General features: G+C 62.0%; 21 protein-coding genes. 11 read left to right on the forward strand and 10 right to left on the reverse strand.

Annotated features, from left to right (window positions below; genetic code table 11):
• Window positions 1-106: 106 nt before the first annotated feature.
• Window positions 107-958 carry a uroporphyrinogen-III synthase gene (locus ABIE49_RS08520; RefSeq protein ID WP_192737871.1) on the forward strand — a complete coding sequence of 284 codons (852 nt, stop codon included), beginning with the start codon at window positions 107-109 and terminating at the stop codon, window positions 956-958.
• Window positions 959-974: 16 nt separating this feature from the next.
• Here ABIE49_RS08520 and fcl read toward each other — a convergent pair whose 3' ends face one another.
• The 3 genes from fcl to ABIE49_RS08535 form a co-directional block, all read right to left on the reverse strand.
• Window positions 975-1,931 carry a GDP-L-fucose synthase gene (gene fcl, locus ABIE49_RS08525; protein WP_192737872.1) on the reverse strand — a complete coding sequence of 319 codons (957 nt, stop codon included), beginning with the start codon at window positions 1,929-1,931 and terminating at the stop codon, window positions 975-977.
• Window positions 1,912-2,997: a GDP-mannose 4,6-dehydratase gene (gmd, locus tag ABIE49_RS08530; RefSeq protein WP_192737873.1), complete on the reverse strand. Its 1,086-nt coding sequence runs from the start codon at window positions 2,995-2,997 to the stop codon at window positions 1,912-1,914. Before gmd ends, fcl begins: the two co-directional genes overlap by 20 nt.
• A 307-nt stretch (window positions 2,998-3,304) precedes the next feature.
• Entirely contained in the window at window positions 3,305-3,979 is a 675-nt protein-coding gene (locus ABIE49_RS08535; RefSeq protein WP_192737874.1) for a Crp/Fnr family transcriptional regulator, read from the reverse strand.
• Between the two features lie 413 nt (window positions 3,980-4,392).
• Here ABIE49_RS08535 and ABIE49_RS08540 point away from each other — a divergent pair, with 413 nt between their 5' ends.
• The 9 genes from ABIE49_RS08540 (at window position 4,393) to ABIE49_RS08580 (ending at window position 14,675) form a co-directional block, all read left to right on the forward strand.
• Entirely contained in the window at window positions 4,393-5,208 is an 816-nt protein-coding gene (locus ABIE49_RS08540) for an ABC transporter ATP-binding protein (protein WP_192737875.1), read from the forward strand.
• Window positions 5,205-7,136, forward strand: a complete 1,932-nt coding sequence (locus ABIE49_RS08545) for a long-chain fatty acid--CoA ligase (RefSeq protein WP_192737876.1) — start codon at window positions 5,205-5,207, stop codon at window positions 7,134-7,136. The genes ABIE49_RS08540 and ABIE49_RS08545 overlap by 4 nt, the downstream gene beginning before the upstream one ends.
• On the forward strand, window positions 7,133-8,026 hold the full coding sequence (locus tag ABIE49_RS08550; RefSeq protein WP_192737877.1) for a branched-chain amino acid ABC transporter permease: 894 nt from the start codon (window positions 7,133-7,135) through the stop codon (window positions 8,024-8,026). Before ABIE49_RS08545 ends, ABIE49_RS08550 begins: the two co-directional genes overlap by 4 nt.
• Window positions 8,027-8,032: 6 nt before the next feature.
• Complete coding sequence (locus ABIE49_RS08555; RefSeq protein ID WP_192737878.1) at window positions 8,033-9,106, forward strand: branched-chain amino acid ABC transporter permease; 1,074 nt, start codon at window positions 8,033-8,035, stop codon at window positions 9,104-9,106.
• A gap of 54 nt (window positions 9,107-9,160) precedes the next feature.
• Entirely contained in the window at window positions 9,161-10,441 is a 1,281-nt protein-coding gene (locus ABIE49_RS08560) for an ABC transporter substrate-binding protein (protein ID WP_192737879.1), read from the forward strand.
• 138 nt (window positions 10,442-10,579) lie between these two features.
• The gene (locus ABIE49_RS08565) at window positions 10,580-11,419 is read left to right on the forward strand and encodes an ABC transporter ATP-binding protein (protein WP_192737880.1); all 840 of its coding nucleotides are present in this window, start codon (window positions 10,580-10,582) and stop codon (window positions 11,417-11,419) included.
• A 128-nt stretch (window positions 11,420-11,547) separates the two neighbouring features.
• Window positions 11,548-12,774, forward strand: a complete 1,227-nt coding sequence (locus tag ABIE49_RS08570) for a phenylacetate--CoA ligase family protein (protein WP_192737881.1) — start codon at window positions 11,548-11,550, stop codon at window positions 12,772-12,774.
• 141 nt (window positions 12,775-12,915) lie between these two features.
• The gene (locus ABIE49_RS08575; protein ID WP_192737882.1) at window positions 12,916-13,128 is read left to right on the forward strand and encodes a hypothetical protein; all 213 of its coding nucleotides are present in this window, start codon (window positions 12,916-12,918) and stop codon (window positions 13,126-13,128) included.
• A gap of 353 nt (window positions 13,129-13,481) precedes the next feature.
• On the forward strand, window positions 13,482-14,675 hold the full coding sequence (locus ABIE49_RS08580) for a CaiB/BaiF CoA transferase family protein (protein ID WP_192737883.1): 1,194 nt from the start codon (window positions 13,482-13,484) through the stop codon (window positions 14,673-14,675).
• Between the two features lie 80 nt (window positions 14,676-14,755).
• On the opposite strand, the gene ABIE49_RS08585 is transcribed toward ABIE49_RS08580, so the two are convergent.
• The 5 genes from ABIE49_RS08585 to ABIE49_RS08605 all read right to left on the reverse strand — a co-directional run bounded on the left by ABIE49_RS08585 (window position 14,756) and on the right by ABIE49_RS08605 (window position 19,902).
• Entirely contained in the window at window positions 14,756-15,577 is an 822-nt protein-coding gene (locus ABIE49_RS08585; protein WP_192737884.1) for an outer membrane protein, read from the reverse strand.
• A gap of 157 nt (window positions 15,578-15,734) precedes the next feature.
• Window positions 15,735-17,252, reverse strand: a complete 1,518-nt coding sequence (locus ABIE49_RS08590; protein ID WP_192737885.1) for a tripartite tricarboxylate transporter permease — start codon at window positions 17,250-17,252, stop codon at window positions 15,735-15,737.
• Window positions 17,253-17,270: 18 nt separating this feature from the next.
• Window positions 17,271-17,813 carry a tripartite tricarboxylate transporter TctB family protein gene (locus ABIE49_RS08595; RefSeq protein WP_192737886.1) on the reverse strand — a complete coding sequence of 181 codons (543 nt, stop codon included), beginning with the start codon at window positions 17,811-17,813 and terminating at the stop codon, window positions 17,271-17,273.
• A gap of 122 nt (window positions 17,814-17,935) precedes the next feature.
• Window positions 17,936-19,030 (reverse strand): S-methyl-5-thioribose-1-phosphate isomerase, encoded by a 1,095-nt coding sequence (gene mtnA / locus ABIE49_RS08600; RefSeq protein ID WP_192737887.1) that lies wholly within the window; start codon window positions 19,028-19,030, stop codon window positions 17,936-17,938.
• Window positions 19,027-19,902 carry an S-methyl-5'-thioadenosine phosphorylase gene (locus ABIE49_RS08605; protein WP_192737888.1) on the reverse strand — a complete coding sequence of 292 codons (876 nt, stop codon included), beginning with the start codon at window positions 19,900-19,902 and terminating at the stop codon, window positions 19,027-19,029. Before ABIE49_RS08605 ends, mtnA begins: the two co-directional genes overlap by 4 nt.
• Window positions 19,903-20,071: 169 nt before the next feature.
• Here ABIE49_RS08605 and ABIE49_RS08610 point away from each other — a divergent pair, with 169 nt between their 5' ends.
• Window positions 20,072-20,722: a class II aldolase/adducin family protein gene (locus tag ABIE49_RS08610; protein WP_192737889.1), complete on the forward strand. Its 651-nt coding sequence runs from the start codon at window positions 20,072-20,074 to the stop codon at window positions 20,720-20,722.
• Window positions 20,723-20,739: 17 nt separating this feature from the next.
• Here ABIE49_RS08610 and ABIE49_RS08615 read toward each other — a convergent pair whose 3' ends face one another.
• Entirely contained in the window at window positions 20,740-21,687 is a 948-nt protein-coding gene (locus tag ABIE49_RS08615) for a Bug family tripartite tricarboxylate transporter substrate binding protein (RefSeq protein WP_192737919.1), read from the reverse strand.
• 225 nt (window positions 21,688-21,912) lie between these two features.
• Window positions 21,913-22,710 carry an enoyl-CoA hydratase/isomerase family protein gene (locus ABIE49_RS08620; RefSeq protein WP_192737890.1) on the reverse strand — a complete coding sequence of 266 codons (798 nt, stop codon included), beginning with the start codon at window positions 22,708-22,710 and terminating at the stop codon, window positions 21,913-21,915.
• Window positions 22,711-22,732 lie beyond the last annotated feature (22 nt).

The following is a 22,732-nucleotide window of genomic DNA, read 5'->3' on the forward strand; positions in this document are numbered from 1 at the left end:
GGAACGCTTGTTAGCGCCCTGCTCTATCACCACCAATCGGCTTGCGCCAATCCGGAAACCGGGGTCATGATGAACAAAGCACAACGATCGGCGTTGGAGCGAGGCCATGGCTGACAGACTGAACGGCTACCGTATCCTGATCCTGGAAACGCGCGAGGAAGCGCAGTTTTCCCGCCTGCTCACCGAGCAAGGCGCGGACGTGGTGCAATGTCCGATGTTCACCATTCACGACGCGCCCGATCCGGCGCCGATCGAAGCCTGGATCAGGCGGTTCGTTGCCGCGCCTTGCGACGATCTGGTGCTGATGACCGGCGAAGGTCTCCGCCGCCTGATGAAGGTCGTGCGCCGCATCGGCCTCGAACCGGAATTCGTGGCCGCACTTGGCAAGTCCCGCAAATTCGCACGCGGCCCCAAACCGGGCCGTGCGCTGCGCGAAATCGGGCTGGAGCCGCAGGTGACGACGGAAAAGCCGACCTCCGAAGGCATCGCCGAGATGCTGTCGCGGATCGACCTGCGCGGCCACCGTCTTGGGCTGCAGCTCTACCCGGACAAGGATCACAACGTGCTGGTCGACGCTATCAAGGCGCAGGGCGCCGAGGTCGATATCGTACTGCCCTATGTCTATGACGCGCAGGCCGCCGACGCCAACATTGTCACCGCCATCGACGAGATGGCACAGGGTCGCATCGATGCGATCGCGCTGACCAATCTGGGCCAGGTTCGCCGCCTCGTCGAAGTCGCGCGAGCACGTGGATGCGAGGCACGGTTGCGAGAAGGATTGGCGCAGACGCCGATTGCTTCGGTGGGCCCCGTGGTTTCCGACGAACTGAAATCCCACGGGCTGCGCGCCGACATATCGCCGGCCGAGGACGCCTACTTCATGAGGCCGCTGATATCGGCGATGGCGGCGGCGCTGGGAAAAAACCCGCCGCGTGCGAGGGCTGCGAAGGCGTCCTAAGCAACCACTCGGCAGATCACTCGGCGGCCTGCTTGGATTCGTTGAGGTAAGCCTGATAGGCGAGCTTGAGGCCGTCCTCGAGCTTGGTGCTGGCGCGCCAGCCGAGCTTGGCGAGCCGGCCGCTGTCGAGCAATTTGCGCGGCGTGCCGTCGGGCCGCGAAGTATCGTAGCTGATCTGGCCGGTATAGCCGACAGTCGCGGCAACGAGCCGGGCGAATTCGGCGATGGTGATGTCGTCGCCGAGGCCGATGTTGACAAGCTCGCCGCTGGAATAGGTTTTCATCAAATGGATGCAGGCGTCGGCAAGATCATCGACATAGAGGAATTCCCGCCGCGGCGTGCCGGTGCCCCAGACCACGATGTTCCTGGCACCCGAAACCTTCGCCTCGTGGAAGCGCCGGATCAAGGCAGCGACGACGTGGCTGTATTCGGGATGATAATTGTCGCCGCGGCCGTACAAATTAGTCGGCATCACGTTGATGAAGTCGGAGCCATACTGGCTGCGATAGGCTTCGACCATCTTGATCCCCGCGATCTTGGCAATCGCGTAGGGTTCGTTGGTCGGCTCCAGCAGTCCCGTCAGCATGGAATCTTCGTGCAACGGCTGCGGCGCCAGCTTGGGATAGATGCAGGAGGAGCCGAGGAACATCAGTTTCTCGGTCGCGTTGACATGGGCCGCGTGAATGACGTTGGTCGCGATCGCCAGATTGTCGTAGAGGAATTCGGCCCGCAGCGTGTTGTTGGCGACGATGCCGCCAACCTTTGCCGCCGCCAGAAACACTGCTTGCGGGCGCTTGGCGGCAAACCATTTGTTGACCGCGGCCTGGTCGCGCAGATCGACTTCGGCGCGCGCGATCGTCAGCAGTTCGACGTCCTCCTGTGCGAGCCGGCGCACCAGCGCCGCACCGACCATTCCGCGATGCCCGGCGACGAAAACCGTCTTGCCCTTTAGCTCAAACGGAACCCTTGCCATTGGCGACCTCTTGTCTTGCGGCCGCAAGATCGCCTGCGACCATTTCCTTGACCAACTGGGCGAACGGCGTCTTCGGCTTCCAGCCGAGCTTCTCCCGCGCCTTACTGGCATCGCCGATCAGGAGATCGACTTCGGTCGGCCGGAAATACATGGGATCGATGCGCACGACGACCTTGCCGGACTTCTTGTCGATGCCTTGCTCATCGACCCCCGCGCCGCGCCATTCAATGGTGCGGTCCACTTCCGCGAACGCCAGTTCGACGAATTCGCGCACCGAGCGGGTCTCTCCGGTCGCAAGCACGAAATCGTCGGGTTCATCGATCTGCAAGATCCGGTGCATGCCTTCGACGTAATCGCGCGCATGACCCCAGTCGCGCTTGGCCTCGAGATTGCCGAGATACATCGTTTCCTCGAGGCCGGTCTCGATCCGGGCCACGCTGCGCGTGATCTTGCGGGTTACGAAGGTCTCGCCGCGGATCGGGCTTTCATGATTGAACAGGATGCCGTTGGAGGCGAACATGCCATAGGCCTCGCGGTAGTTCACCGTGATCCAGTAGCCATAGAGCTTGGCCACGGCGTAGGGCGAGCGCGGATAGAACGGCGTGGTTTCCTTCTGCGGCACTTCCTGAACCAGGCCGTAGAGTTCCGAGGTCGAGGCCTGGTAGAACCGCGTCTCTTTTTCCATGCCTAGAATCCGGATCGCCTCCAGCAGCCGCAGCACCCCGATGCCATCCGCATTGGCGGTATACTCCGGACTCTCGAAGCTGACGGCGACGTGGCTTTGGGCGGCGAGATTGTAGATCTCGGTCGGCCGGACCTCCTGCATCAGCCGGATCAGGTTGGTGGAGTCGGTCATGTCGCCGTAATGCATCAGGAACGGCACGTTGCCGGCATGCGGGTCCTGATAGAGATGGTCGACCCGCGCCGTATTGAACGAGGACGAGCGGCGCTTGATGCCGTGCACGGTGTAACCGAGACCAAGTAGATACTCGGCCAGATAGGCGCCGTCCTGGCCGGTGACGCCCGTAATCAGCGCGACGCGCTGCTTCGAATCTTGAGCCGCCATATTCTCTCCAACACCCCGGCGCCGCCTCAAGGCAGCACGAACGCCAGTAAGTTCCCCGGCCACCGGACACCCCAACCCTTCCGGGTACGTCCGCGGCGCCGGCAAAGCCCCTCGCAGCCCCATTCGCCCAGCCGAACCGGACGCGCAAGGGGCTTCAACCACGCGGCGCCGGCCATAGCATCCGGCCCCGGCGGAGTCTAATCCTAAAACCGTTTGGAATCAGACCTTTAGGTGCCCAGTGCGGGGTAGCCCGCCGGTAAAGCCATTCCAGTTAAAAACACGACTCGCTACGCGCCGATTTCCGGCGTCACTCGCCATAGCGGCGCAACCGATCGAGATCGATGATGGTCACGCCACCATATTCCAGCCGGAGCAAACCTTCCTTCTCGAGCCGCTTCAGGCACTGGTTGGCATTTTGACGGGAGATGCCCGACAGCGCCCCGATTTCCTCCTGCGTGATCTCCAGATGCGGCGTGAGGTCGGGATACAGAATCGGATTGAACAAGGAGGCGATCGAACGCGCCAGGCGCGCGGTCGCGTCCAGCGTGCGGCCGTATTCGAGCAGCCCGATGAACTGGCCCAGACGCTCGTTGAGTTGCCGGACCAGGAAGCGATTGAATCCGACGCTGTTCTCGAACAGCCAGATGAAGGTCGTGCGGTTCATCATCGCCAGACGCGTGTCGCGCAACGCCACCACGTCGTAGCGCCGTGGCTCGTTCTTGAGCACGGAGCCTTCGCCAAACCAGGCGCCTGCCGTCAGGCCGGCAAAGCTGGCGGCCTTGCCGCCGCGGGATACGATCCCCATCCGGGCCAGACCCGTGACCACGCCGGTCCAGTATTCGAAGGGGTCGCCGCGCATGAAGATGAATTCATTGGCGCGGTAGGATTTTTCGACGATGCCGGCGCGCGCGATGTCGATCTCGCGTTCGTTCAGCTCGCGTGACCAGGACGCGATGCGTTTCAGGGAATCCGGGGCAATCATGATCTCATCGACTCATCGCCTGCGACCTTTGCCTTCATCATATTGCGCCGCAACAACAACCCCAAGTCCCTACCAGGCTCCATAGCGGAAACCTGCCGCATGACGACACGATCGAAAATTGCTGACCAATTGTCAGGCACATGACATTTCAACGCAACGCTTTCCACTATTGAGAGCCACCTCGCATCAGCCGGCTGATGGCCCAACCGGGCGATCGGACGACGCGCGGGAGCGGTCGGGAATTGCGGGTGCGGCGTTACCGCGCATGTATTCCTGCCAACCGGCGGGTCGAACGCCTCGGGGCGCTCGGCATTAGTCGGATGGTCTCGCAATAGCCGCCGATGTAGGATCGCGAAAGCGATTGAACGACGAGATAAAGAGCGCTGCCTAAGCGCCGTATCTGGAGGGAATGAGTGGCTTACACGTTGGAAGTGCGCGGGGTGTCGTTGCGCTTTGGTGGCGTCCGTGCGCTGACCGAAGTCAGCTTCGGCGTGAACGATGGCGAATTGTTTTCGATCATCGGCCCGAACGGCGCCGGCAAAACCTCGATCGTCAATTGCATTTCGGGCCGCTACAAGCCGACCGAAGGCCAGCTTTTCTATCGCGGCCAGGACATCACGGGTCTAAATCCCAACGCGCGGCCCCGGCTCGGCATCGGCCGCACCTTCCAGAACCTGGCACTGTTCCACCATATGAGCGTGCTCGACAACATCATGGTCGGGCGGCACCATTTGCTGAAGAACAACTTCATCACGGGATCGCTGTACTGGCTGACCGGCGCGCGGCGCGAGGAACTCGAGCACCGCCGCAAAGTCGAGGAGATCATCGACTTCCTCGACCTGCAGTCGGTGCGCAAGGCCACCGCCGGCACCCTGCCCTACGGCTTGCGCAAGCGCGTCGAGCTGGCGCGCGCCATGGCGCTGGAGCCGCAGCTGATCCTGCTCGACGAGCCGATGGCCGGCATGAACTTCGAAGAGAAGGAAGACATGGCTCGCTACATCGTCGATCTCAACGAAGAGTTCGGCATGACCGTGATGATGATCGAACATGACATGGGCGTGGTGATGGATATCTCCCACCGCGTCATGGTGCTGGATTTCGGCCGCAAGATCGCCGAAGGCGACCCGGCCGCGGTGCTGGCCGATCCCCATGTCAAACGTGCTTATCTCGGTGAAGAGGACGAAGCCCTGGTCGATCCGGACGACACCCCGGCGGAGAGCGCGGCATGATGGATTACGCCGGACGCGCCGCAAAGGCCGACACCTATCCGAAGCTGCTCCGCCTCAACGCGAAGGAGCACGGCAACGAAATCGCGCTGCGCGAAAAGGATCTCGGGTTGTGGCGCGTCTTCACCTGGAACGACTACCAGACCCGGGTGCATGATTTCGCGCTGGGCATGGCCGAACTCGGGCTCGGGCGCGGCGACGTCATCGGTATCATCGGCGACAACCGGCCGGACTGGATGGCGGCCGAGATCGCCACGCACGCCATCGGCGGCATGAGCCTTGGCCTCTATCGCGACGTGCTGGATGAGGAAGCCGCCTACCTGTTGAGCTATGGCGAAGCCAAACTGGTGTTCGCCGAGGACGAAGAGCAGGTCGACAAGCTGCTCGCGCTTGCTGAGCGCGTGCCCCACCTCAAGCACATCATTTACTCCGATCCGCGCGGGATGCGGAAATACGACGACCCGCGCCTGATGGAAGCCGACAAGTTGGTGGCGATGGGGCGCGACCGCGCCGCGCGCGACAGCGGCCTCTATGACCGCCTGGTCGACGCAACAAAGGGCGAGGATGTCGCCATCCTCTGCACCACGTCGGGCACCACGGCCAATCCCAAGCTCGCGATGCTGGCGGCCGGGCGGGTGCTTCGGCATTGCGCGACGTATCTCAGCTTCGACCCGAAGGGACCGGACGACGAATACGTCTCGGTGCTGCCGCTGCCCTGGATCATGGAACAGGTCTACGCCCTCGGCAAAGGACTGCTCTGCCGGATGAAGGTCAACTTCGTCGAAGAACCCGAAACCATGATGCACGATTTCCGCGAGATCGCGCCGACCTTCGTGCTGTTCGCGCCGCGGGTCTGGGAATCGATCGCCGCCGACGTCCGCGCCGGCGTGATGGACTCCTCGCCGCTCAAGCAAAAGCTCTATGACCTCGGCATGAAGGCGGGCCTGGCGGCGCTAGCCGAAGGCAAGCAGTCCCTGCTCGCCGACCAGCTGCTGTTCCGCGCCTTGCGCGACCGCCTCGGTTTCACGCGGCTGCGCTCGGCCGCCACCGGCGGCGCGGCGCTGGGGCCGGATACGTTCAAATTCTTCCAGGCCATGGGCGTGCCGCTGCGCACGCTCTACGGCCAGACCGAATTGTTGGGGGCCTACACGCTGCATCCGGCCGGCAAGGTCGACCCTGATACGACGGGCGTGCCGATGGCATCCGACATCGAGATTCGCGTCGACAACCCCGACATCAACGGCGTCGGCGAAATCGTGGTGCGTCACCCCAACATGTACCTCGGCTATTACAAAAATCCGGAAGCCTCCGCCGCCGACATGAAGGATGGCTGGATGCATTCCGGCGATGCCGGCTATTTCAACGACAACCGGCAGCTCGTGGTGATCGACCGCATCAAGGATCTCGCCGAAACTTCGCGCGGCGAACGCTTCTCGCCGCAATATCTGGAGAACAAGCTGAAGTTCTCGCCCTACATCGCCGAGACCGTCGTGCTCGGCGCCGGCCGCGACGCGCTGGCCGCGATGATCTGCATCCGCTACTCGATCATCTCGAAATGGGCGGAGAAGAACCGCATCTCGTTCACGACCTACACCGACCTCTCCTCGCGCCCCGAAGTCTATGAACTGGTGCGCAAGGAGGTCGAATCCGTCAACGCCACGCTGCCGCCGGCGCAGCGCATCTCGCGCTTCCTGCTGCTCTACAAGGAACTCGACGCCGACGACGGCGAACTCACCCGCACCCGAAAAGTTCGCCGTAGCGTCATCAACGAGAAATATGCCGGGATCATCGACGCGATCTATGGCGGCAAGCGCGACATTCCCGTCGACACCGTGATCCGCTTCCAGGACGGCACCACCCAGCGCATCCGCACCACGCTGCGGGTGGTCGATTTAGGCGCCAACGCGCCGCTCGCGGAGGCCGCGGAATGAACACCCAGCTACTGATCCAGCTCCTGGTCAACGGCCTCGTGGTCGGCACGCTCTATGGCGTGGTCGCGATGTCGTTCGTGCTGATCTACAAGGCCACCCAGGTGGTGAATTTCGCGCAAGGCGAACTGCTGCTGATCGGCGCCTGGGTGTGCTGGTGGCTGCTGACGAAGTACCAGGTGCCGTTCTATCTGGGCATGCCGATCACGCTGGTGTTCATGTTCCTGTTCGGCATCGCCATCCAGGTGGTGATCCTGCGCCCGATGGTCGGTGAACCCATCATCTCGGTGATCATGGTGACGATTGCGCTCTCCACCGTGTTCTCCGCGCTGATGAAATGGATGTTCGGCGTCAATCTGCAGCCGTTTCCGCGCGTCTTCACCACCCAGAACGTCAACATCCTCGGACTGCAGGTGCAGACCGTCTATTTGATGAGCCTTGCGGTTTCGCTGGCGATGATGGTGGGCATGGCGTGGTTCTTCCGCCTGTCCAAATACGGCCTTGCGATGCGCGCCACCGCATTCAACCAGCAGGTGGCGCAGTCGCTGGGTATCTCGGTCAAGAGCGTGTTCGCGATGGCCTGGGCGATCTCGGCGACGGTGTCAGCAGTGGCCGGCGTCGTGGTGGCGGTCGTCAACGGCGTCTCGTCCGGACTTTCGGCCTATGGCGTCAAGGTGTTTCCGGCCGCGATCCTTGGCGGCCTCGACAGCGTCGGCGGCGCCGTGCTCGGCGGCATCATCATCGGCCTATTGGAGAACTTCGCGCACTTCCTCGACAGCGAGTATCTGCACTGGGGCAATCTGTACGAAATCGCGCCATTCTATGCACTGATCATCATCCTGATGATCAAGCCCTATGGCCTGTTCGGCACCAAAGACATCGAGCGGGTGTAATCCATCATGGCAACCCAGACCCTGATCCCCGCCGGCGATTTCCGCACCACCTATGCGGCTGACACCACCGTGTTTCCGACCAGGACCAGCCGCAACGCGATGATCGTCGGCATCGTCCTGATCTGCTTTGCGCCGCATGTCCTCAACGAATACACCCTCAGCCTGCTGATCCAGATCGGCATCTTCGGCATCGCCGCCCTCGGCCTCAACATCGTGGTCGGGTTCACCGGCCAGATCTCGATCGGCCACGCCGCCTTCTTCGGGTTCGGCGCCTTCACCTCCGCCTACCTTTCGAACCGGTTCGGCATCCCCGTGTTCTTCTGCATCCCGCTCGCGGGCGTGGTTACGGCGGCGGTCGGCCTGATCTTCGGGCTGCCGGCGGCGCGTTTGAAGGGACTCTATCTCGCGATCGCAACGCTGGCCGCGCAATACATCCTGCTGGATTTCTTCGCACGCGCCGAATGGTTCACCGGTGGCAGCGTGCCTGCGAGCGCGGAGCCGTTCTCGATCTTCGGCTACTCGCTGCGCGGCGATAAGAAATACTTCTATGTCGTGCTCGCTTACGTCGTCGTCTGCTATCTGCTGGTGACCAATTTGATCCGTTCGCGCGACGGCCGCGCGCTGGTCGCGGTGCGCGACCACTATCTGTCCGCCGAGATCATGGGCATCAACCTTACCAAGTACCGCACGCTGTCGTTCGGCCTCGCCGCCTTCTTTGCCGGCGTCGGCGGCGCGCTTTACGCCCATTACAACCAGGTCGTTTCCAATGAAGGTTTCGGCATCGACCGCTCGATCATTTTTCTCGCTATGATCATCATCGGCGGCATCGGTTCGGTGATGGGCACGCTGATGGGCACGGCCTTCATGGTGCTGCTGCCGGAATCGATGGAATGGCTCAGCGTCGCGCTGCGCGACAGCCCGATCGACCAGTTCCTCGGACTGAAGAACAACATCGCTTTCCTGCGCGAGATGGCCATCGGCATCATCATCATCATCTTTCTGGTCTTTGAACCGGACGGACTCGCGCACCGCTGGCGACGCATCAAGGCTTACTGGAAACTCTACCCGTTCTCGCATTGAGGAAGGAACGGGACCGACGACAAAAGACCTCAACAAAAGACCGGAGGAAACATAATGACGATGAAGATTTTATTGAGCACTGCCTCGCTTGCGCTCCTGCTCGGCGCGACTTCAGCCAGCGCGCAAGCCCCGATCTCGCTGGGTCACCTTGCCGATTATTCGGGCGCCACGTCCGACGTCGGAACGCCGTTTGGACAGGGCGTCGCCGACACCTATGCCTGGATCAACAAGAACGGCGGCATCAACGGCACCCAGGTCAAGGTCGATACCGTCGACTACGGCTATCAGGTGCCGCGCGCGATCGCCCAGTACAAGAAATGGTCGGGCGCCGACAAGGTTGCAGCCATTCTCGGATGGGGCACCGCCGACACCGAAGCCCTCACCGGCTTCCTCGCCGAAGACAAGATCCCCGACATCTCGGCGTCCTACGCCGCAGCGCTTTCGGACCCGACCGGCGCCGGCGGCAAGGCCAAGCCCGCCCCCTACAATTTCTTCTATGGCCCGAGCTATTCGGACGCCGTTCGCGGCATGCTGACCTGGGCTGCCGAGGACTGGAAGGCCAAGGGCAAGCCGGGCAAGCCGAAATATGTCCATATGGGCGCCAACCACCCCTATCCGAACGCGCCCAAGGCCGCGGGTGAAGCCATCGCGGCTGAACTCGGCTTCGAGCTGCTGCCGCCGATCGTGTTCGCGCTGACGCCGGGCGACTACAGCGCGCAGTGCCTGACCCTGAAGAGCTCCGGCGCCAACTACGCTTATCTCGGCAACACCGCAGGCTCGAACATCTCGGTCCTGAACGCCTGCAAGGCTGCCGGCGTCGACGTTCAGTTTCTCGGCAACGTCTGGGGCATGGACGAGAATGCCGCCAAGGCCGCCGGCGCCGCCGCCGACGGCGTGGTGTTTCCGCTGCGCACCGCCGTGGCATGGGGCGGCAACGCTCCCGGCATGAAGACCGTGATGGACATCTCCAAGATGTCCGATGCGGGCGGAACCGCCTACCGTCCGGTCCATTACATCGCCGGCGTCTGCACCGCGCTTTACATGAAGGAAGCCGTCGAATGGGCCGCCAAGAACGGCGGCGCCACCGGCGAGAACGTCAAGAAGGGCTTCTACCAGAAGAAGGATTGGGTGCCGGCCGGCATGGACGGCGTCTGCAATCCGTCAACCTGGACCGACAAGGACCACCGCGGCACGCTCAAGGTCGATCTCTACCGGATGAAGGTCGCCGGTGCGACCGACGCGCCGCTGAACGATCTCGTCAAGAACGGCGCGATCAAGCTCGACAAGGTGAAGGTCATCGACCTGCCGCGCAAGGCCGAATGGCTGGGCTGGTAATCTCGTAGGCAACACTCAGCTGTCATCCCCGCGAAAGCGGGGATCCAGTACGCCGCAGCGTCTCGATTGATCGCAGATGCCTCTGGAATACTGGATCACCCGCTTTCGCGGGTGATGACAGCGGAAGGTGATCAGGACATGACTGAAACCGTCGAAACAACGCGCAGCATCCCCAGCGCCACCGCAACCGCGCCGCTGCTCGACGTGCGCAACATCGAGGTGGTGTACGACAACGTCATCCTGGTGCTGCGCGGATTGAGTCTCGAAGTGCCGAAGGGCGCGATCGTGGCGCTGCTCGGCGCCAATGGCGCCGGCAAGTCGACGACGCTCAAAGCGATCTCCGGCCTGCTCAAGACCGAGGACGGCGAGGTCACCCGCGGCGAGATCGTGTTCGACGGCGAGCGCATCAACGGCATCGATCCCGACAAGATCGTCCGCCGCGGCATCTTCCAGGTGATGGAGGGGCGCCGCATCATTTCAGACATGACGTCGGTGGAAAACCTCAAGCTCGGCGCCTTTACCCGCACCGACAACGAGGTCGGCGCCGACATCGACATGGTCTTTCGTTATTTCCCGCGCCTCAAGGAGCGCACGGGGCTCGCCGGATACCTCTCCGGCGGCGAACAGCAGATGCTGGCGATCGGCCGCGCGCTGATGGCGCGCCCGAAGATGATCCTGATGGACGAGCCGTCGATGGGGCTGTCGCCGCTGCTGGTCAAGGAAGTGTTCGGGATCATCAAGGAAATCAACCGCGATCTCGGCGTCACCATCCTCTTGGTGGAGCAGAACGCTCGCGCGGCGCTCTCGGTCGCGAGCCATGGCTACATCATGGAACAGGGCAAGGTGGTGCTCGACGGCTCCGCCGACGAATTGCGCGACAATGAGGATGTGAAGGAGTTTTACCTCGGCGGCGCCGGCGACCAGCGCAAGAGCTTCAAGAACCTGAAGAGCTTCAAGAGACGGAAGCGGTGGCTGTAACAGCCGTCATTCCGGGATGCGCCTCTTGGCGCAAGCCTCAGATGCGCACTTGCGCATCGGGGAATCCATACTCCCGATCGTAGTTATGGATTCCCCGCGCCTCGGAATGACGAAAGAAAGACTGACTCATGACCGACCATTACGACGCCCTTGAAACGCGTGAGCCGATCCAGCGCGAGGCGGAGTTGTTCTCGCGGCTGCCGGACGTGCTGCGCAGGGCAATGGCGGCGCCTGCCTATGCCGAACGCCTGAAGGGCATCGATCCGGCTTCCGTGACCGACCGGGCCGCACTGGCGCGCCTGCCGGTGCTGCGCAAGTCCGAGCTCCCTGCCCTGCACAAGGCCGCACCACCCTTCGGCGGGCTCGTGGCGGGCCTCCCGGGGTCGTTCGGACGGTTGTTCACCTCCCCGGGACCGATCTTCGAGCCTGAGGCTGTTCATGCCGACCCCTGGCGCGGCGCGCGGGCGCTGTTTGCGGCCGGCTTCCGGCCCGGCGATGTCGTGCTCAACACCTTCAGCTACCATCTGACGCCCGGCGGCTTCATTTTTGACGCCTCGGCGCGGGCGCTCGGCTGTGCCGTCATCCCGGCCGGCCCCGGCAACACCGAAGCGCAGTTCGAGCTGATCGAGGCCTATCGGCCGGTCGGCTACAGCGGCACACCTGACTTCCTTAAAATCCTGCTTGATGCCGCCTCAAGCGCCGGGCGCGACGTCTCTTCGATCAAGCGCGCGCTGGTGTCCGGCGCGGCCTTTCCCAAATCGCTGCAGGACGAGGTCAAGGCGCGCGGCGTCGATGCCTACCAGGCGTTCGGCACCGCCGATCTCGGCCTGATCGCCTTCGAGACCACGGCCCATGACGGCATGGTCGTGAACGAGGACCTGATCTTCGAAATCGTGCGGCCCGGCACTGGCGATCCCGTCGCCCCCGGTGACGTCGGCGAGATCGTCGTCACCTCGCTCGATCCGCACCACCCCTGGATCCGGCTCGCGCTGGGCGATCTCACGGCAGTGCTGCCGGGGACAAGCGCCTGCGGGCGCACCAACATGCGCATCAAGGGCTGGATGGGGCGGGCCGACCAGACCACCAAGGTCAAGGGCATGTTCGTGCGGCCGGAACAGATCGCCGAGATCGGCAAGCGCCATCCCGAACTCGGGCGGCTGCGCCTCGTCGTGACGCGATCGGGCGAAAGCGACCTAATGACCCTCAAGGCAGAGACAGCCAGTCCGAACGCCGGCCTCATGGAAGCGGTTGTCGCAACACTCCGGAACGTAACAAAACTCGGAGGTAGCGTGGATTGGGTCGAGCCTAAGTCATTGCCAAATGACGGAAAGGTAATTGTCGACGAACGCAGCTAACGCGATACGTCAACCGACAACGGAAAAATGCGAAAAGTGCTACGCAAAAAGGCAATGCGAAGGGCGTTTACGATCTCTCTGCTGGCTGCAACAATTCTTCCGCCGGATTCGGATCGTTTGCTTCAGAAAGGGCATTTCTCCATGGCCAAAGCTGTCGCTTCGGATGAAAAGCCTGGCTCTGCCACCAAAAGTACCACGCCCCCTGCACGCGATCCCAAGCTGGCGGTAGAGGAGGAATATCAACTGGCGCGACGACTGAACACGGTTCAGTCACTGGAGCTCTTCATCGCAAGGCATCCGGACGATCCTCTGGCAGCGAAAGCGCGAGCCGATTTGCGACGACTGTCGCGCTAGAGTGGGATGATTGGGTTGGGCCGTGACCACGGACCATTTGGGTTCTCGTGCCCCGGACCCTATGTATCACGAGGGCTGCGGGCCGGGGCTCTTGCTACTTTGCATGGGGTTGTTTTGCGATTTTAGATCCGAGTCCCGCGGTGCGCCGCCCCCCATAGCGCGTCGAAGACGCGCGTGAACGCGCTGATGGCGAGCCGAAGACGCGCGTGAACAAGCTGCGCCAGGCTCGAGGCCGCCTGTGCTAGCAAATGCTATGCATCCCGGCGCGGACACTATCCGAGATGATCGCATGACAAGCCCATGCATTTCGCCGATAATTTGACCTCGACCAATTGTAGGCTGGAGACTCCTTGATGCCCTCCCCGCGCGCCTCGCAGGCCCTTTCCCGTTTCACCGTCCTCGACCTGACCCGCGTCCGTTCGGGGCCAACCTGCGTGCGGCAGCTCGCCGACTGGGGCGCCAATGTCATCAAGATCGACGCGTTGCTGGAGGACGCGGCCGGCGAACAGCCGGGTGGCCCGCGCCAGGGCTCGGACTTCCAGAATTTGCACCGCAACAAGCGGGCGATGACGCTCAACCTGAAGGATCCGAAGGGCCTCGAGGTGTTCAAGCGCCTTGCCGAGAAGGCGGACGTCGTGGTCGAGAATTTCCGGCCCGACGTCAAGGCCAAGCTCGGCATCGACTACGAGAGCCTGCGCAAGATCAACCCGCGGATCGTCTATGGCAGCATCTCCGGGTTCGGGCAGGATGGCCCCTATCACAAGCGGCCAGGCTTCGATCAGATCGCCCAGGGCATGGGCGGGCTGATGTCGGTTACCGGCGCCCCCGGCGAGGGTCCGATGCGGGTCGGCATTCCCGTGGCCGACCTCACGGCCGGGCTATTCTGTGCGCTTGGCATCCTCACCGCGCTGCTCGAACGCGATGTTTCCGGCGAAGGCCAGTGGGTGCAGACCTCGCTGCTGCAGGCCCAGATATTCATGCTGGATTTCCAGGCCGCACGCTGGCTGATGGAAAAGGACGTGGCCAAACAGGCTGGCAACAACCATCCGACGAGCATTCCGACCGGCGTCTTCAAGACGTCCGACGGCTATATCAATATTGCCACCACCGGCGGGCGGATCTGGGAGCGCTGCGCGCAGGCGATCGGCGCGCCTGAACTCCTCACCAATCCCGATTACGCCACCTCTCCCGCCCGCTCGAAGAACCGCGACGCGCTCAATGCCGCCATTGGGAAGCTCACCGAGAAGAAATCCACCGAGACCTGGGTCAGCGAGCTCAACGCCGCCGGCGTGCCCTGTGGCCCAATCTACTCGATTGATCAGATGTTCGATGACGACCAGGTCAAGCATCTCGGCATCGCGCAGCACGTGCCTAACGACGAAAACAGGCACATCCAACTGGTCGGCCAGCCGATAACTTTGTCGCGGACGCCAAGCAGCATGGCGGCACGTCCGCCGGAGTTCGGTGAACAGACCGAAGAGGTGCTTGCCGAATTCGGTTTCGGCAAGGAAGAGATCGCCGATCTCAGGCAGCGCAAGGTGGTCTGAGCGGCATCAGAACGCCTGAACTCACCACATGAAAAAGCCCCGGAAAACCGGGGCTTTTTTTATTCCTATCGTTCTGTCGCTCAGTACTTGGCGACGACCGGACCCGCGGTGAACTGGTAGTTGATGCCGGCGCGGGCAACATGGTCATGGAACCTGACGGTGGTCTGATTGGCCGTTCCGCCGAAGTAGGTCTTCGAGCCGAAGTCCATATAGAGATATTCGAGCTTCGCCGACCAGTTCCTGGCGAATTTCTTCTCAAGGCCGGCTCCAACTGTCCAACCCACACGCGTCTCACTTCCGGACACCGTGGTCCCAATGACCGTGAACGGTGCGCCGATGGTGACGTTGCTGTTACCGTCGAACAGCTGGAAGATCCCGGTAGGCGTCGTCGCCACCTTGACCTCACCAACCGCCAGACCGCCTGTCGCGTACAGCAACAGACTCGGGTCAACGAGGACGCCGCCACGGGCCCTGAACGTTGCAAACCAGGGCAAGCTCGTGGTGGTGTCGGCGAACAAGGTCGCACCTATGTTGCCGACTCTGATCGCTCCGAGTTGATCACGCGATCCTCCGCGTTCCCCCGTGCCCTGGATGTCAGCTTCAAGCCCGACCACCCAGGTGCGATCCAGCTGCCAATTATAACCGATCTGCGCGCCGCCGAGACCGCCATCGACATTCTGCCCAAACGTGGTGATCACAAGCGGTGCACCCGGATCGAAAGTGTTACGAGCCCGGCCCCAGCTGTAGCCGCCGTTGAGACCGAGATAGAAGCCAGTCCAGTTGTAACCGGGATCGACGATCACGGGAGCCTTGGTGTACGGCCGCGGGGCCAGGTCGGCAGCGAATGCGCTTGTCGTGAGCAGCGAAACAATCGCGGCGCCTGCAATCAGAATGCGATTCATCGGGATTCCCAAAATCTGAAATTGAACTTGGAACCATCATACAGCGAGATGCGCCCGTAGCCTGTTACCCTTCAGCAACAAGGGGACATAATCGAGTTCCATTGAGGAGTTGGCCCAGCCACGGTGAACAAATGCTAAATCCGGTCCAAACGTATGACTAAGCGGGGCTTTTTGCCGTTTTCATCAGCCGGGTGACGCTCCCAAATGCCTTGTCGAGGATGGGCCAGAACAGGAGAACGATTGCCAGTGTTGTAATCGAGCCAACCAGGCCGTTCGACCAGAACACTTTCATGTCGCCGCCGGATCCGATCATCGACAGGCGGAACGCATCCTCGGCGCGGTTGCCGAGCACCAGCGCCAACGTGAACGGTGCGAGCGGAATTCCGATCTTCTTGAACACGTAGCCGACGACGCCGAAGCCAAGCATCAGCCAGATGTCGAACATCGCATTCTGGATGGCATAGGCACCGATCGCGCAGGACACCACGATCATGGGCGCGACCGCTGCGAACGGCACCCGCAGGATCGAGGCAAAGATCGGCACCGTCGTCAGCACCAGCACAAGACCGACCACGTTGCCGAGATACATCGAGGCAATCAGGCCCCAGACGAAGTCCTTGTGTTCGACGAACAACAAAGGTCCGGGGTTGAGGCCCCACACCATCAAGCCGCCGAGCAGGATTGCCGCAGTGCCAGAACCGGGAATTCCGAGCGCCAGCATTGGCAGTAGTGCTGCGGTGCCCGAGGCATGCGCCGCCGTTTCCGGCGCGAACACACCTTCGATGCGGCCCTTGCCGAAACCGTCCGGGTCCTTGGAAAAACGCTTGGCGAGATTGTAGCCCATGAACGAAGCCGCAATCGCGCCACCCGGCGTAATGCCGAGCCAGCAGCCGATGAACGACGAACGAAACAGCGTCACCCAGTATTTCGGCAGGTCTCTCCAGACCGACAACACGACGCGTAAACTGATCCCGGCGGCGTGTCCGCGCAGCGCGAGGCGCTCTTCCATCGTCAGCAGTATCTCGCTGATGCCGAACAGGCCGATCACCGCGACCAGAAAATTAATGCCGCGCAAGAGGTCGGTCGAACCAAAGGTCATGCGCAGCTGGCCGGACACCGTGTCCATTCCGACGCCGGCGAGCAGCAGACCGAGCGACATCGAAATGACCGTCTTGTGCTTGGCCTCACGGCCAAGCCCCACGAAGGAACAGAAGGTGAGCAGATAGACCGCAAAGAATTCAGGCGGGCCGAACTTCAGCGCAAAGGACGAGATCATCGGCGCCAGAAACGTGATCAACAGCACCGCCACCAGCGAACCGATGAAGGAGGACGTAAACGCCGCAGTGAGCGCTTCCGCAGCCCTGCCCTGCTGCGCCATTGGATAACCATCGAAGGTGGTCGCGACCGACCACGCCTCGCCGGGAATGTTGAACAGGATCGACGTGATGGCGCCGCCGAACAGCGCACCCCAATAGATGCAGGACAGCATCACGATGGCCGAGGTCGGATCCATCGTGAAGGTCAACGGCAGCAGGATCGCCACGCCGTTCGGCCCGCCAAGTCCCGGCAGCACGCCGACGAAAATGCCGAGCACCAGCCCGACCATCATCAGGACGAGCGTCTTCCATGTCAGCAGGACGGCAAAGCCGTGCATGAGTAGACCGAAGGCTTCCATCGAACTACCTGCGATCTACTATCGGCCGAGGGCCGCTTCGAGCGGGCCCTTTGGCATGATGACGTCAAACGCGATGTCGAAGGTCACGAACATCACAGCGGTGAACACGAAGGCGGTCAGCAGCGATTTCCACAAGGCGATCTTGCCGACCACGCGCATGAAGGTCGAGATCAGCAGGAAGCTCGCGACATAGAGTCCGAGAAATTGCATGGCCAGACAGAACAGCAGCGTCGGCACGAACACGGCCATGACACGGCGAAGCTGGGCCCGCGTGACGAAAGTCTCGGCGGCTTCCTTGCGCGACAGGAAAGCGGTGACGAGACCATAGAGGCTGGCGCCACCGAGGATCACCGACAGATAGAACGGAAAATAACCGGCCTGCGGGCCGGTGGAGTCCCAGGCGGCGCCGGTGCGCCAATTGTCCCATCCGAGCGTCAGCGCCAGCGCCAGAAGGAGCAATGACACCACGACGTCGACGATGCGGACGCTCGTCACGACGGGTGAATTGACCTCCGGCGCGGTCGGATCGTCAACGACGATTTCGATGTCGGTATTGGACATGGATGAGATCTATCCCGGCTAGCTGACGTGGCATACGGGATACAGTGCTGGCGTTGCCCGCGTCAATGTAACTTCAGCGAATGCTCTGGCTTGACGCGTTTCCTCAACGCCAACCGGCAACGCTATCGGAACCGATCAGGAAACGTGCTCGCAAGTGCAGCACGTTCAGCTCTCAGCACACCACGCTCGGTGATCAATCCAGTTACCAGCCGCGCCGGCGTGACGTCGAAGGCATAATTGGCGACCGGCGATCCCGCAGGCACCACCCGCACCGTTTCGATACGCCCATCGGTGGTGCGGCCGGTCATGGTCGCGACCTCGTCGGAAGCGCGCTGTTCGATCGGAATCTGCTTTATTCCGTCGTCGATACTAAAGTCGATGGTCGGCGACGGCAGCGCAACATAGAACGGCACGCCGTTGTCGTGCGCGGCGAGCGCCTTCAAGTAGGTTCCGATCTTGTTGCAGACATCGCCATTGGCGGCCACCCGGTCGGTTCCGACGATGGCCAGATCGACCATCCGGTGTTGCATCAGGTGGCCACCGGTGTTGTCGGCAATCACCGTATGCGGGACACCATGGTGCCCAAGTTCCCACGCGGTGAGGGAAGCGCCTTGATTGCGGGGCCGGGTTTCGTCGACCCAAACATGGACCTTCAGGCCACGATCATGCGCGAGGTAGATCGGCGCCGTCGCGGTACCGAAATCGACCGTCGCCAGCCATCCAGCGTTGCAGTGAGTCAGGATGTTGACCGTTTCTCCCGGCTTGGTCGCGGCAATCGCTTCGATCAGCGCGAGACCATGCTGCCCTATGCCCTGATTGATCGCGACGTCCTCCTCCGCGATTTCAGTGGCACGTTTGTAGGCCGCCGCGACACGTCCTGACGGCGGCAAGGGCCGCAGCATCCCGTGCATTTCATCGAGCGCCCATTTCAGGTTGATGGCCGTCGGCCGGGTCGCGATCAGCATCTTGTAGGCAAGGTCAAGCGCGGCATCGGAGGTATCGGCGCGCATAGCCAGCGCCATGCCATAAGCGGCGGTTGCGCCGATCAGCGGCGCGCCGCGCACCAGCATCGAACGGATGGCTTCGCCGGCGTCCGCCGCACTCGTCATCCGCGCGATGACGAATTCATGCGGCAGCCGCCGCTGGTCGATCGCCCCGACCGACCATCCGTCGGGCTCGAGCCAGATGCTGCGAAAATGCCTGCCATCGACCTTCATGAGCGCAGCACCCTGCCGGCCACCGCGTCGAGCTTGCTGAGCAATTTGGGATCTCGCGCCTCCGGCGCCGTGATCAGCGCGGTATCGAGGGCCCGATCCGAACCAATCGGACACGGTTCGTGCTCGCGCGGGAAATCCCTGGCAAGGCGCGCAACCAGGCCCTTGGCCTTTTCGGCATTCGAGTTCAGCACGCGAATGATATCCTGAACCGTCACGGCGTCGTGCTGGGGATGCCAGCAGTCGAAATCGGTAACCATCGCCACGCTGGCGTAACAGATCTCTGCCTCACGGGCGAGCTTGGCTTCCGGCATGTTGGTCATCCCGATCACCGAATAGCCCTGCGTCTTGTAGGTCAGGCTCTCGGCAAGGCTGGAGAACTGAGGGCCCTCCATACAGACATAGGTGCCGCCTTGCACGGCCTTGATGTCCTCGGCCTTGGCGGCCTCCGCCAAATGCACCAATAGGCGCGGTGACACCGGATGAGCCATCGAGACATGGGCAACGCAGCCTCTACCGAAGAATGAACTTTCGCGCTTGTGGGTGCGGTCCACGAACTGATCGACGAGCACGAATGTGCCGGGTGGCAGATCCTCCCGGAACGAACCACAGGCCGAGAGCGAAATCAGGTCGGTAACCCCTGCCCGTTTCAGGACGTCGATATTGGCGCGGTAGTTGATGTCCGAAGGCGACAGAACGTGCCCTTTGCCATGCCGGGGCAGAAATACGATCGGCAACCCGGCGATGACACCATGCCTGACGGGCGCAGATGCCTCACCCCAGGGGCTTTCGATTGCCTCGTCGCGGACATTTTCCAACCCCGGCAGATCGTAAATGCCGGATCCGCCGATAATGCCAAGCACGGCATTCGTCATGATTGCTCCCAGATGTTTTCCGGAGCGACCACTCCGGCTTGTTCCCAGCACGCTTGGATGTTCGACTATACTGCGACGCAATAATCAACCATTGTTCGCCTACTGCAAAGGCCCTCTGACAGGGCTTGTGATTTGACGGCGCCACGCCGCAGCGATCAGGAGAAAGTGGATGTCGGCCACCAGCGAGCGGAAGAAGCGCCAGTCAATCATCGACGCCTGCCGCAGCATGAATGCGTTGGGCATTAATCAGGGCACGTCCGGGAATATCAGCCTGCGGCATGACGCCGGCCTGCTGATCACACCGACCAGCGTGCCCTATGAATCGATGCAGCCGGAGCAGATCGTGTTCATGGGTCTGGACGGTTCGTTCGACGCGGCGCAGCGACCGTCGAGCGAGTGGCGGTTTCATCTCGACATTCTCAGGGCACGACCCGAGGTCGACGCGGTGGTGCACGCGCATCCACCCTATTCGACGATCCTCGCGATCATGGGTCTGGAAATCCCGCCGATCCATTACATGATCGCAGTCGCCGGCGGCGACACCATCCGCTGCGCGCCCTATGCGACGTTCGGCACACAGGAGTTGTCGGAACACGCCGTGCGGGCGCTCGAGGACCGCCTGGCCTGCCTGCTGGAGCATCACGGCATGATCGCCGTCGGACCTTCGCTGTCAAAGGCAATGTGGCTTGCGGTGGAGGTCGAGGCGCTGGCGCGGCAATATCACGGCTGCCTTCAAATCGGCACACCGAGGTTGCTGCCCAAAGCAGAGATCAAGAACGTTCTCGGCAAGATCGCTGGATACGGTCCTGCCGGGAAATAACGCGCACTACGGCAGGCTTACTTCGCCACAAAACCGGCTTCGTTCATCAGCGAGGTGTTAAGCTTGTCATCCTCCTCGAGGAACTTCACCATGTCCTTGCCGGTCAGGAAGATCGGCTTCAGCGCCTGCTTTTCCATGTATTCCTTGTACTCGGCGGTCTGCGTCACCTTCTGGAACAGGTCGACATAGAACGCCTGTTGATCCGGCGTGACCTTGCCCGGAAGGAACATCGCACGCAGCATCAGATACTGAACGTCGAGCCCTTCTTCCTTGCAGGTCGGGATGTCGTTCCAGGATTGCGTCTCGGTGACCTTGGTCTTGTAGGCGATCCGCTCCTTGTCGAACACGCACAGCGCGCGGACCTGGCCGGCGCGCCAGACTTCGAGATTTTCGGAAGGGTTGTTGACGTTGGACTCGGTATGGTTGCCGACCAGTTGCGTCGCGGCTTCGCCACCGGATTTGTAGGGCAGATAGGAGAACTTCGCGCCGGTCCTCTGCTCCATGAACACGGTGAGCACGTGATCCTCGCGCTTGGAGCCGGTGCCGCCCATCTTGAACGGCGAACTCGCTGCCTTGGCGGCGGCGACGAATTCCTTCACGGTTTTCGGTCCGGCGGCATTGTCCCACAGCACGAACTGATCGAGCGCGACCACCGACACCGGCGTGAGATCGCGCCAATTGAAGGGAATCTTCGCCGACAATGGCAGCATGTAGATCAGCGAATAGGCGATCAGCACCTTGTTGGGGTCGCCGTCGCTGGATTTCATGTACATCAGCGCCTCGGCACCGGACGCTCCGCCCTTGAGCGACACCACCATCGGCTGCTTCATCAAATTATTCTTCTGGATCGCCGCCTGCATCATGCGAGCCATCTGGTCGGAGGCGCCGCCGGCACCTGCTGCGACCACGATTTCAACCGGTTTGGTCGGCTCCCAGGCAGCGAACGCCGGCGCGCTGACGATCATGGCCGCCAAGGCAGCCGTGGCTTTCAGAATCTGTCCCACGTTTTTCTTCCCTATATCTTTGTTTTAATTTTAGAAACACTAGCACACACGGTACCATTGTGCGGATTTAACTGCGCCAGTTCAAGTCGAACCGCCCCACACTGCCTATGACTTTCGCATGAGCCAAGCGAACCACGCCCGCGGCTATGCGGAATCCGATCGTGATCAATCAAACCCGAGCCGAGCCTATTTGCCCTTCCAGTTCGGCGTCCTCTTGTTGAGGAAGGCATCCATTCCTTCGCGAAAATCCTCGCTCATGTAAGCGCGCAGGATCAGATCCCGGCCCTCCTCGCGCGACAGCGTGCGGCGAATACGGAGCACCGCTTCCTTGGCGGTTTCCATCGTGATCGGCGCATGACCAGCAACAAGCTTGGCGGTTTCATCGGCGCGGCGCTGCAGCGTCGGAACGTCAGGCACCACCTCGTTGAGCAGACCGAGCGACAGCGCCTCCGGGGCCTCGATCAGGCGCGCTGTAAAAATCAGGTCCTTGGTCCGCGCCGGCCCGACCAACGCAACAACCCGGCTGATGTTGGACATCGACAGGCAGTTGCCCAGCGTGCGCGCGATGGGAAAGCCGATGCGCGTCGTTGCGGTGCCGATCCGGATATCGCAGCAGGCGGCAATCCCGGCGCCGCCACCGGTGCAGGCACCAGCAATGGCCGCAATCGTCGGCACCCGGACCTTCTCCAATGTGCCCAGCACGCGATCGATCCGCTCCTCATATTCGAGTGCGTCCTCCGCGGTCTTGAAGGCACGGAACTGCGAAATGTCGGTACCCGATGCGAACGCCTTTTCCCCCGTGCCGGTCAGGATCATGACCTTGATCGAGCGGTCCTGGTTGACGCTCTCGCAGATCGCCGCCATCTGCTCATACATCGCAAAGGTCAGGGCGTTGCGCGCCTGCGGCCGGTTGAACGTCAGCCGGGCGATACCGTCCTCGACGGAATAGAGCAGGTCTTCAGTTGCAGCTACCGGTGCGTTCATCGCAGTTCTTTCTGTTCTTTTC

The sequence above is a fragment of the Bradyrhizobium sp. OAE829 genome (genome assembly GCF_040546575.1).
Taxonomy (GTDB): domain Bacteria; phylum Pseudomonadota; class Alphaproteobacteria; order Rhizobiales; family Xanthobacteraceae; genus Bradyrhizobium.